This window comes from Streptomyces sp. NPDC059909 (genome assembly GCF_042730885.1).
Lineage (GTDB): Bacteria > Actinomycetota > Actinomycetes > Streptomycetales > Streptomycetaceae > Streptomyces.
Window position 1 is genome coordinate 1 of sequence record NZ_JBHWKX010000129.1, and the last position, 11,333, is coordinate 11,333.

General features: G+C 67.7%; 7 protein-coding genes and 2 pseudogenes. 4 read left to right on the forward strand and 5 right to left on the reverse strand.

All coding sequences use genetic code 11. The features are described from left to right. Positions 1-202: 202 nt before the first annotated feature. Positions 203-1,072, reverse strand: a complete 870-nt coding sequence (locus ACFV9O_RS38120) for an alpha/beta fold hydrolase (protein WP_385427048.1) — start codon at positions 1,070-1,072, stop codon at positions 203-205. Positions 1,073-1,344: 272 nt separating this feature from the next. Between ACFV9O_RS38120 and ACFV9O_RS38125 the strand changes: the two are divergent. Further along, positions 1,345-1,804, forward strand: a pseudogene (locus ACFV9O_RS38125) (CGNR zinc finger domain-containing protein); the annotation flags it as partial. 731 nt (positions 1,805-2,535) lie between these two features. Beyond that, positions 2,536-3,450 carry an IS982 family transposase gene (locus ACFV9O_RS38130; RefSeq protein WP_385427050.1) on the forward strand — a complete coding sequence of 305 codons (915 nt, stop codon included), beginning with the start codon at positions 2,536-2,538 and terminating at the stop codon, positions 3,448-3,450. 8 nt (positions 3,451-3,458) lie between these two features. Here ACFV9O_RS38130 and ACFV9O_RS38135 read toward each other — a convergent pair whose 3' ends face one another. Further along, positions 3,459-4,649, reverse strand: coding sequence for an IS110 family transposase (locus ACFV9O_RS38135; RefSeq protein ID WP_385427054.1), 1,191 nt, complete (start codon positions 4,647-4,649; stop codon positions 3,459-3,461). Positions 4,650-4,995: 346 nt separating this feature from the next. Here ACFV9O_RS38135 and ACFV9O_RS38140 point away from each other — a divergent pair, with 346 nt between their 5' ends. Continuing rightward, a complete protein-coding gene (locus ACFV9O_RS38140; RefSeq protein WP_385427056.1) occupies positions 4,996-6,717 on the forward strand; it encodes an MOSC domain-containing protein in 1,722 nt (573 codons plus the stop codon). A 432-nt stretch (positions 6,718-7,149) separates the two neighbouring features. Beyond that, complete coding sequence (locus tag ACFV9O_RS38145; protein WP_385427059.1) at positions 7,150-7,353, forward strand: cold-shock protein; 204 nt, start codon at positions 7,150-7,152, stop codon at positions 7,351-7,353. Positions 7,354-7,507: 154 nt separating this feature from the next. Here the strand turns inward: ACFV9O_RS38145 and ACFV9O_RS38150 are convergent, their stop codons facing one another. The 3 genes and pseudogenes from ACFV9O_RS38150 to ACFV9O_RS38160 form a co-directional block, all read right to left on the reverse strand. Then, entirely contained in the window at positions 7,508-7,897 is a 390-nt protein-coding gene (locus tag ACFV9O_RS38150; protein ID WP_385427061.1) for a hypothetical protein, read from the reverse strand. Positions 7,898-8,918: 1,021 nt separating this feature from the next. Further along, positions 8,919-9,749, reverse strand: a pseudogene (locus ACFV9O_RS38155) (alpha/beta fold hydrolase); the annotation flags it as partial. Between the two features lie 1,301 nt (positions 9,750-11,050). Further along, positions 11,051-11,333 (reverse strand): SsgA family sporulation/cell division regulator (locus ACFV9O_RS38160; protein WP_385427063.1); only part of this gene is annotated, 283 nt, incomplete at its 5' end.

Genomic DNA, 11,333 nt, shown 5'->3' on the forward strand with positions numbered 1-11,333 from the left:
ACGCGGGCGACCAGCGCACCCAAAACCGTTCGGGATGCGCGCAGTGACTGGCAGTGGGTCCAAGACACACTCCTGCTCACTGATTAGGAACGGTAGGGCTGAAGGCGTGTTGCGCGGGCATGCCTGGCGGGTTCACTGCCGGCTGCGGCGGAAGGGGTCGTGAGAGGCGCGGCCGGCCGCAGCCGCCTCGACCCCTGGTGCGTCAGGCGAGCACGCGGCCGAGGAAGTCGCGGATGTGCTGGGTGATGGTCTCGAGGTGGCTCTCCAGGGCGAAGTGCCCGGACTCGAGCAGGTGGATCTCGGCGTCGGGCAGGTCTGTACTGAACGCCTCCGCGCCCGCGGGGCCGAAGATCTCGTCATTGGCGCCCCAGACAGCCAGCAGCGGGACCTGGGAGTCGCGGAAGTACTGGTGGACCTGCGGGTAGAGGTCCACGTTGCTGGGGTAGTCGCGGAAGAGCTTGAGCTGAATCTCGTCGTTACCGGGCCGGTCCAGCAGCGCCTGGTCGTGGACCCAGTTGTCGGGGCTGACGAGGCTGGGGTCGGGAACTCCGTTTACGTACTGCCAGCGGGTGATCTCGACGGTCAGGGCGCCGCGCATGGGGGCTTCGGTGTCCGGTCCGGGCGCCTGGGCGTAGGCGAGTACGCCGTCCCAGAAGGGCTTGACGAAGCCCTCGACGTAGGCGTTGCCGTTCTGGGTGATGATCGCGGTGATGCGATCCGGGGCCTGGAGTGCGAGGCGCCAGCCGATGGGGGCGCCGTAGTCCTGCACGTACATCGCGAACCGGTCGATGCCCAGGTGCTGCAGCAGGTCGGAGGTGACCTGGGTGAGGGCCTCGAAGGTGTAGGGGAAGTCCTGCAGGGCGGGCATCGCCGACTGTCCGAACCCGATGTGGTCGGGGGCGATGACGTGGTATCGGTCGGCGAGCGCCGGGATCAGGTGGCGGAACATGTGCGAGCTGGTCGGGAAGCCGTGGAGCAGTACCACGGCGGGTGCCTGAGGGTCGCCGGCCTCCCGGTAGAAGACCTCGAGGCCGTGGACGGTGGCCGTGCGGTGGTGGACTGCGGGAGCCATTTCTCTAACCCATCTAATGAACTTGAATGGTTGCGAAGCCAGTCGACCATATCGGACCTAACCTGTCAAGACATGTTTACCAGTTAGCCTGGCAGGAGTCGTGGCGGATGCCTCCATGTCTGGGCAGGATGGGTTCACCGCTGGTCAGGAGGCTGGACGGGGCGGGAGCCGATGGGTGGCTCACCTCAAGCCTCCGTTCGAGATCACGTCCGCCGGCCTTCCCGGGCTTCCCGGGCTTCCCGGGCTTGGCGGGTCGAGCGGCCTGAGGCGCGACGCCGGTCGCCAACGGGGTCGTCCAGGACCAGCTGGCGGAGCCGGAAGCGGCCGGGGCCTGGTAGCGGGCGCACGGCGGCAGCGGCACCGCGGACGAGCACAGACCTCCTGCAGGCGCGCGACGCTCTTCAGAGCGTGGTGCGCGGCCACCGGCCGGCCACGTCACTGGCTCCGGTCCTCAAGGGCGTCCCGTGTCCGCGTGTCTCCCCCGACGGAGTGTCCTGGGAGCTTGACGCCCCCAAGGAGCGCCGAATGGCAGTGGAGGCGGTCATGGCCTGGAGCGCGGTGCAGGAGACGATGCCCGGGCAGCTGCGGCCCTGTGCCAACCCGGAGTGCCGGCGGTTCCTCCTTGACCGCAGCAAGACCAACAAGGCCCGCCGGTGCTCGGTGGCCGTTTGCGGCAACAGGACGAAGGCCAGGCGCCACTACCAGCGCACTCGCAGCGGCGCAGCCGAGTAGTACCTCGCCCCGCCCTGAGGCGGGTGGCGGGGCCCGGCCCTCCGCGGCAGGGCCTTCCCCCGACCGTGCCCCGGCGGCGGTGTTGCCCTTGGGTAGCCCCCTGCCGCAGGTCGGCGACGAAGCCGGCGGACCAGCGCGTCGGAGGGAACCATCGTGATGGCGAGAATGTCGCGGTGCACACGCGTTCGAGACGGTGCACCACAGCCTCGGGCCGTCCCGCCGGCGCGGTCACCGGCACGCTCGTCACCCCCCCGTGCCGGCCCCTGCGGGCTGGGCGGCAGTCCGTGGACTGAGCCTCCTCAGAACGACGGTCAGGGCCGCCTGTTGGGCCGCGACGAACTCATCGACCCACACTGCACGACGCGGAAATCAGGGCTGGCCCCATAGTCCACATCGACATGGAAATTCAGCCGCTCGGTGCAGAAGGCCGATGAGCCGTCGACATCGTTCGCGGGCAAGATGACGACCTCGAGCTTCTACTCCATGTGAGCATTCTCGTGCAGCACGGCGCCACCCCGCCGCCAGCGCAATCATGCACACTGCGAATGAGCAGCCGAGGGAAAGACGAATGGATACCGTCTCCGGCACGCCTCTCGCTCATTCGAAAAATCCCAGCAAACGCCTCAAAAAGATTCATGATCACGGATCACGGCGGCACCGGCAAAAGAACTAGATGAATGAGTCCAAGGGATGGCCTGCGGGCGTAGGACGAGGGCGTCCAATGTCAGTGTGTGAAGACAGACCTGGACACCCTCGCAACGGCACTCTATGCCCGGATCGACGACGAGTTGAAGGCTTCGCCATGGTTGGCTCCGTATCGGCCCGCCGTCGGGATCGCACCCACGCTCAGTGACGCCGAACTGGTCACCCTCGCGGTCATGTCAGCGCTGCTCGGTTACACCTCCGAGCGGCGCTGGCTTCGCCGCGTCGGGCGGGACTTCGGCCACCTCTTTCCCTACGTGCCCCAGCAGTCCGGCTACAGCAAGCGGCTGCGCGCCGCGTCCTCGCTGCTCACCAGCATGATTCGGATCCTCGCCCGGGACACCTCGCTGTGGAACGATGACGTGTGGCTGGTCGACTCCACCCCGGTCGGCTGCGGATGCTCGCGGGAGACGGCCAAGCGCTCGGACCTGGCGGGCTGGGCCGAGTACGGCTACTGCGCGTCACACTCACGGTACTTCTGGGGACTGCGGCTGCACTTGGTGTGCACGCTCGGCGGGCTGCCGATCCTGTTCGCACTTACCGGTGCGAAGGCCGACGAGCGGGAGACACTGCGCGACATGCTCGACACCGCACCCGACGTCGAAGCCGCCCACCCCGGCCAGACGATCATCGGGGACAAGAACTACTACGGCCGCGAGTTCGAGCGTGACCTTGCGGAGCGTCACCTGCAGTTGCTGCGGCCGGCCCGCAAGGGAGAAGCCGAGCGGGCCGGGGCGCACCTGTTCAGGCCGCTGCGGCAGGTCATCGAGTCGATCAACCAGACCTTCAAGGGACAGCTCGACCTGGAACGACATGGCGGCAAGAGCCCAGCAGGGGTGGCGGCCCGGGTCTTGTGCCGGATCCTCGCGCTCACGGCAGCGATCTGGCACAACGACAAGACAGGGCAGCCGATCAAGCGGTCACTGACCGCCTACGATTCCTAATCTCTTTGTCAAGCGGCGTTCGTGACGGGGGGTATGGATTCGTAGCACCGTCCGTCGCGCAACAGGGCCCACAGGACGTTGACCCGGCGTCGGGCGAGGGCGAGGACGGCCTGGGTGTGCCGCTTGCCTTCGGCGCGTTTGCGGTCGTAGAAGCGGCGGGATTCGTCACAGCAGCGGATGCTGATCAGCGCGGAGGTATAGAAGACGCGCTGGAGTCGCCGACTGTACCGTCTGGGTCGGTGCAGATTGCCGCTGATCTTGCCCGAGTCGCGTGGAGCCGGTGCGACGCCGGCGAACCCGGCGAGGCGGTCCGGGCTGTCGAAGGCCGTCATGTCGCCGCCGGTGGCGGCGAGGAACTCGGCGCCGAGCAGGGGTCCGATGCCGGGCATGCTCGCGATCACCTCGGCGTGTTTGTGCTCGCGAAACCGGGCCTCGATGAGCTTGTCGGTCTCGGCGATCTGCTCGTTGAGGCGCATCACCTCCTTGGCGAGCGTGTGCACGAGCTGGGCCGTCGGCCTTTCCCCGGTCACGCTGGTGTGCTGGCTCTCGGCTGCCGCCAGGGCCGTCTCGGCGAGTTGGGCAGCACCGCGGACCTTGCGGTTGCGCAGCCAGGTCTCCAGCCGCCGGGCACCTGTCCTGCGGATGGCGGCTGGGGTCTGGTAGCCGGTCAGCAGGATCAACGGGCCGGTATTCGTGAGGTCCAGAGCCCGGTCCAGAGCGGGAAAGATGCTGGTGAGGTGATTGTGGAGCCGGTTGATCACGCGGGTGCGGTCGTCGGCGAGGTCGCGGCGATGGCCGGTGTGGACCTTGATCTCGGCGACGAGTTCGTCGCCGGGCCGCAAGGGTTGCAGGTCCCGGCGGATCCGGGCCTGGTCGGCGATGATCGCGGCGTCCTTGGCGTCGGTCTTGCCTTCGCCCCGGTAGCCCTCGGAGGCGCGGCTGACGGCTCGGCCGGGGATGTAGAGCGTGTGCTGGCCGTGGTTGAGCAGCAGATCGATCAGCAGGGCGGCGCCGCCGTCGGCCAGGTCGATGCCCCAGGTGACCTCATCGCCCAGGGCGAGCACGTCGGCCAGGAGCTTCAGCAACTCCGTCTCGTCGTTGGCCACTCGCCGCGACAGCAGCCGCTTGCCGGTGTCGTCGATCACCACGCAGTGGTGATGGGTCCTGCCGGCATCGATGCCGGCCCAGATCGCTGTCACGCGCTCTCCACGGGTCGTTTGCTTACCTGCACCACAGACGACCTCGCTGGCGAGTCCCTACTCAGCGATCGGATCGCAATTCCTAATCAGCAGCCGAGTCGTCGGGGGGTGTCGGGCGGCGAATCGTAAGAAGCCACGGACGGCAGACCACTGAAAGCCACACCCGACACCCCTGGGTGAGCCAACCCTACGAATGGCTCGCTCATCCCGATCAACAAGGTAGGGATCACTGACCGCAACGGCACCCCTTGGACTCATTCATCTAGTATCAAGCACAGCGCACAGATCACGATCACAGCGCCAGGAGGGGCTGCTCCCGGTCGGCCACCCACGCAGGAGAACCGCAATGGCGATGCTGCTGTCCGTCAACGTAGGGATGCCCAAGGACGTCCCCTGGCAAGGCAGGACCGTCCACACCGGCGCGTGGAAGGCACCCGCGCACGGCCCCCGGATGGTGCGGCAACTCAACATCGACGGAGACGGGCAAGGAGACCTGGCCGGGCACGGCGGCGAGATGCGCGCCGTCCTCGTCTACCAACTGCAGTCCTACCAGCACTGGCAGAAGCAGCTCGGCCGCGACGACCTGACCTTCGGCATCTTCGGGGAGAACTTCACCGTCGACGGCCTGCCCGACGACGAAGTGTGCATCGGCGACCGGTACCGCATCGGCGAAGCCGAATTCGAAGTCACCCAGCCTCGCGTCACCTGCTACCGCGTCGGCATGCGCCTGGGCGAACCCGCCCTGGCCTCCCTCCTGGTCGCCCACCACCGCCCCGGCTTCTATCTGCGCGTCATCAACGAGGGCCATGTCGAAGCCGGAAACGAGATCACCCTCACCCGCAAGGGACCGGAAGAACTCAGCGTCGCCGAAATCGACGCGCTGCTCTACCTCCCCGACCGCGACCCCGCCAAGTTGCACAAAGCACTCAACATCCCCGCCCTCAGCCCCGGCTGGCAGCAGTCCTTCCGCGAACTCGCAGGCGCCCAGCAGCCCGAACAGGAACCGGGGTGGCCCGGCTTCAAGGCTTTGCGTGTCACCCGCATCGTCCCCGAGACTCCCAGAGTCACATCGATCTACCTCGACGCCCCCGACAGCACACCGCTCCCCAAGCCCCGGGCCGGCCAGTACCTGTCCATCCGCCTCGCCGTGGGAAACGCCACCCCCGTCGTGCGGAGCTACTCCTTGTCCTCCGCGCCCGGAGCCGACACCTACCGCATCAGCGTGAAGCACGAGCCGCACGGGCACATCAGCAGCTACCTCCACGCCGGCCTCCACACCGGGGATCTCGTGGACATCGCGAGCCCCCGCGGGACCTTCGTCCTGGAAGAAGGCACAGGCCCTGTCGTCCTCATCTCCGCAGGAATCGGCGCCACCCCCGTGCTGGCCATGCTCCACCAACTCGCTGCCGCGCGTGACCCGCGCCCCGTGTGGTGGATCCACACCGCCCATGACCGCGCACAGCACGCCTTCGCGGACGAGGCCCACGAGCTCCTGGCGCAGCTCCCCGATGCCCACGAGCACATCTACTACACCGCAGCCGACGAACCCGCCTCGCATCCTGACAAGCCCCACATCAGCTACGGCCGCCCGACCGCCCGCTCACTGACGGCCACGGGCATTCCCCTGGACGCCGACGCCTATCTCTGCGGACCGCCCGCCTTCATGGACGACCTCGGCGGCTACCTGCTCGATCACGGCTTGAGCCCCGACCGGATCCACAGGGAACTGTTCAGCGCGCTTCCCGCCATCAACCCCGGCATCGCGCCCACGGCCGCGGTCCGGCCACACCCACCCGCTGGTCCCACGGGCACCGGCCCCCTCGTCACCTTCGCCCGCAGCGGTATCACCACCCGCTGGTCACCAGCCCGCGCATCACTCCTCGACCTCGCCGAAGCCTGCGACATCCCCACACGCTGGTCCTGCCGCACGGGCGTCTGCCACACCTGCATCACCCCCCTTGTCTCGGGCGACATCACCTACACCACCCAGCCCCTCGAAGCCCCCGAGCCCGGAACCGTCCTCGTCTGCTGCAGCCAGCCAACCACCGAAGTCGTCCTCGACCTCTAGCTGAAGGCCGCCCCGGGGGACGACCCGAGGCGTGATGGCGGTAACCGGGGGCTGCTGCAATCACGACGGCGGCCTCACGCTGCGGGATCTACGCGCAGCAGGATCTTGCCTCCCCGCGGGACGTGAGCCACCGCGGCCTCGGATGTCATCCAGGGAGTACACCGACTCAACGGGCACAGTCGGTTTGCCCGCAGCGACGAGGGAAGCCCCCAGCCCTGGCGGGCCCATACGGTGGTGTTCTGCTGGTCACTCGATGGCTGTTGCTCTCTGGTGATAGGCGGTCTCGGCGTGTAGCGTCTGGGGTAGATGTCGTGGTTCGCAGTACCTGCCCGCGCTCCGGCGTGGGCGTTTTGCTGTGCAGTGCCTGAGGACCAGGGCGATCACCTCCGGGTCCGCGCGGTGCGGATCCGTTGTCGACTGAGAGGCACCGGCATGGCCAGCGGAACCGTCAAGTGGTTCAACTCTGAAAAGGGCTTCGGCTTCATCGCGCAGGACGGCGGTGGCCCCGACGTCTTCGCGCACTACTCCAACATCAACTCCACGGGCTTCCGTGAGCTCCAGGAAGGCCAGGCCGTCACCTTCGACATCACCCAGGGCCAGAAGGGCCCGCAGGCGGAGAACATCACCCCCGCCTGACCCGGCACCAGTCACGTCCAGGCCCCCGGAGCACACGCTCCGGGGGGCCTGGCCGCACCCGCCCCACGGTCGAGGGGGCGGCCCTGCCCGGTCCCGCCGACGCACCAGCCGTCACGGACGTGCAGGCTTCCTTACTGGTGTAGCCGCGGCGGGGCTACGCGTCGGCTTCCTTCAGGCGGGTCATCTCGGCGGCGTGTTCGCTGATCCGCTTGCTGATGGCGCCGGTGGTGTAGAGCACGGCCCCGGTGACGGCGAACGGCACGGAACCGCCGAGTACGGCGAGCAGTTCGGGCCAGTCGCGTTCGGCCACGCACGAGCTGCCCTTCGCGGCCGCCTCGTTCGCGTCCGCGCGGTCGGTGAAGAACGGCGAGTCGCAGTTCACGGGATCGCTGTAGCCGTCGTCGAACTGGTACGGCGTGAACAGCAGGACGGCGAACCACACCCACAGGAGTCCGGTAACGGCGAGGAGTACCGTCCCCCAGAGCTTGGTTCGCCCGGCCCGTTCGCGGAAGTCGAGGTCGTACACCAGATGCAGTTGCGTCATGGCGTGCGAATCTACTGGGTGGGCTCGACCCTGCCTGCCCGGGCCCCGGCAGTGACCCGGGCGCAGCCCGTGACGACGCCCCAGGGGCCGTCCCCCAGCCGCCAGCGGCCGGCCCCGCGCTGTGCCTGACTGCTCGATCGCCCCGACGAGCCCGCCGGCTTGTTCGTCGATGCGGTCGGCACGTTCGGCGACCGACTTGGCGAAGGCGGGGATCGAGGCGGGGTCGGTCGATACATCCGCACTGCACGCTCACGTAGCTCCCCGGGGACACTGGACAACCGACGAAATGCGGCTCCAGAGGTGACGAAATGACGAGCCCGTCGTTCTCACGCCTTCTTCTCGCTCGGCCGCCTCCAGGCGATCCAACTGCGTCTCGGCCGATTCCCGGCTGCGGACCAGCTTCCACGTCTCGACACCGCGACCCACCACGGTCCCGATGCCGACGAGGAAGACCACCACCCGCCATGGCAGCCACCACCGCTCACTGCCGAACGCGTACCCCGTCATGACCCCCCCAGCAGTGGCCAGCCGACCCTTTGTCTCAGACGCGTACGTTCTGCTCGACTCCCGCCCAGTCGATGCTGTGCCAGTCGAGATGTCCGCCCTGGGGTCCGTTCGCACTGGAAGCCCGAGCAGGCTTGGATAACTCCGACTGCACGTTCCTCTTTCGCGTCTAACTTGCCCGCCAGGTTCTGGCTTCTTCACTCGGGCTACTGCAAAGGCTCACCTGGCCCACGTGGGCACCCTTTCGGGTCGGGTCACCGGGACCCGCATCCGGAAAATGCGGCTCCCGAGGCGATGGAATGCGGCGAGCCGCCCGTCTGCGGTCGCGGGGCGAGCCTTAGCGACCGTTCTTCGTTTTCGAGCGCCACCGGCGGCCGAGGAAGATGACGGCAGTACCGGCGGCCACCGACACAGCGGCTATGCCGCCGAGGGCGAACGTCTGCGTGGTCGGCCGCCCGGAGCCGGTGTTCGCGAGGGTTGGGCCGGAAGGATCGGTGGCGGTCGTCGCCGTGGTGGCGCTGGCCTTGGCTGCCTGTTCGATCAGGCGGGCGACCGCGCCCGGCTGGGAGACCGAGACGGCGTGGGACGCATTGAACTCGACGGTGTGTGCGTGGGCGCGCTGGGCCATGAAGCGCTGCGCGGCAGGGGGGATGTTGCGGTCCTCGGTGGTGATCAGAGTCCAGGAGGGGATGGTCTTCCAGGCGGCCGTGGTGGCCTTCTCCTCCAGGGCCGAGGCGGCCACGGGGCGCTGGGTGGCGGCCATCAGGTCGGTGACTGACCGGGGCACGTCGGCGGCGAACTGGTCGTGGAACTTGTCGGCCTTGATGTACTGGTCGGTGCCGGTGCCACCGCCGGGAAGGGGGAAGGGCACGGAGTTGAGGGTGGGGCCGAGAGTGCTCCCGGGGAACTTGTTGGACAGTTCCAGGGAGCTTTCCCCCGCCGCGGGGGCGAAGGCGGCGATGTAGACCAGCGCCTTGACGTGGGCGTCACCGACGGCAGCTTCGCTGATCACGGAGCCGCCGTAGGAGTGGCCGACGAGCACGACCGGTCCGTCCACGCTCTTCAGCACGCTGTGGATGTACTCGGCGTCACTGGCCAGCCCGCGTAGCGGGTTGGCGGGAGCGATGACCGGATACCCCGCCTGCTGCAGGCGCTTGACCACTCCGTTCCAGCTGGAACCGTCGGCGAAGGCGCCGTGCACCAGCACGATGGTGGGCTTCCCGCCGCCTGCGCCACCATCCGCTGAAGCCGGTGCCGTCGAGACCGCGCACAGGGCAGCGACGGCGAAGCCAGCCGCCGCCCTGTGGAGACGCCGTGTGTGGCGTCGTATGCCATGGACCGCACTCATTCTGTTTTCACCTTCCGTCAGGCGCTACGGCAATCAGCTTTACGCGTCCGGGGCGCCGAGCCAGCTCATCCAGTGCAATCGGGTGAAATCGGTACGGCAGTCGGTGTAACCGCTTCTGCGAGAGGCGTGGCGGGCGCTCGAATCACACAAGCGGAGCAATGCGTGTGTGGCCTGCCGCTGTTCTGTGTTGTCACTCTGGTGGGTGTTGCCTGGCACAGCACAGGCGCGGCCGGACGAGGCTTTCCACCAGGGCTTCGGCGTAGTCGCGTGATGTCCGGTTCGTGATCACGTGAGGCCGAGTAGGGCGAGCGGGCGTTTCGGGTCGCTGGGGTCAGCACGGCGCAGGCGGCCAGCGCCGGCACATAGACCAGGCCGTGGCGCACACCGCGGGGCTTGCGCGGATCGGGGACAGCGGCCAACCGGGTCAGCAGCCCAGGCAGTTCATGTGCCGCGGCATCAGGCTGGTCACGGAGTTGGTCAAGGACGGGCGGGATCGGAGAGGATACGGCGGCAGGCACGGACTTCCGTAGGGATCACTGGACTCGACACCCACATGATCTTGGAAGCTCGTGCCTGTCCTGCACCCGGGCCACCGCCGGCACACATCGGGAAAACCCGCTCAAGCCGCGACTACGCCGAAGCCCTGGGTCGTGAGCCTGTTCAAATGCCAACCAAACAACAGACACCAACGGTGGTATTTCTTCGACATGCGCGACGGCCGGTCAGTAAAGGTAATGAGGCCTGAGATTGGTCAATGGGCGACGGGGTGCATGGATGTCGCGCACATGATCTTGGCCCACCGTGCAGAAGTCTTGCTGACTAAGTGCTGGAACGGATTCAACCAGCAGTGGGCGTTCGTACGAGCTCAATTGACTCTGGCCCCGCCATGTGGACCGGCGGCGTGATCAAGACCGCCAAGGAGGAGGAGCGGAGGCTGAGGAGGGTGACCGCGGAGTTCCGACGGCGGGAGCGGGAGCGCCAGTCCCAGGACGAGGCCCGACAAGTGCAGGAGCTCCCCGCCGAGCAGACATACTCACGGCTCCCAGCCAATTCCCGCGCCGGAATTCGATGAGGCGAGTTCCGACCTGCAGCTGACTTGTGCGGGATCCTTGAGGGAGCTGCGGGTGCCCCGCTTGCCGATGGAGGGCGCCCTGCGCCCGACCGTTGCGCGGCCGACTTCTTCGATGGTGAGGGGCTCCGCGTCCCTCAGGCTCTGCCTTGTTCGGCAGGCGGGCCGTCGATCGCCAGTTGAGCATCGGCTGTCCGGGGCGCCCATGCGGTTGGCGGACAGCCGATCGCACTCAGTCGTCGCTGCGCTTTACGGTGTTGAAGGAGCCGGTGAGGCTGTCGACATCGAAGTGGAGATGCTCGGTTCCCGGCGGCACGACGTCGTCTGTGCACTTCAGAAACGCCTTAACAGCTCGCTTCGGTGCCTCGAGCAGGGCGTGGCCCTCCGGGCTGCTCAGCTCGATGCAGACGACCCCTCGGCAATGAGTGGTGTGCATCGTGAAGTAGCAGGTCACGGGCCTGGTGTGATTCCGTGCCCGGGTGCTCGTGCTGGTCGCGCGCGGCAGTCTGCCGTGT

Coding starts and splice junctions, on each gene's coding strand:
- ACFV9O_RS38150 (WP_385427061.1), bottom strand. CDS start 7,897: ATGACGCAACTGCATCTGGTGTACGACCTCGACTTCCGCGAACGGGCC.
- ACFV9O_RS38120 (WP_385427048.1), bottom strand. CDS start 1,072: ATGGCTCCCGCAGTCCACCACCGCACGGCCACCGTCCACGGCCTCGAG.
- ACFV9O_RS38145 (WP_385427059.1), top strand. CDS start 7,150: ATGGCCAGCGGAACCGTCAAGTGGTTCAACTCTGAAAAGGGCTTCGGC.
- ACFV9O_RS38140 (WP_385427056.1), top strand. CDS start 4,996: ATGGCGATGCTGCTGTCCGTCAACGTAGGGATGCCCAAGGACGTCCCC.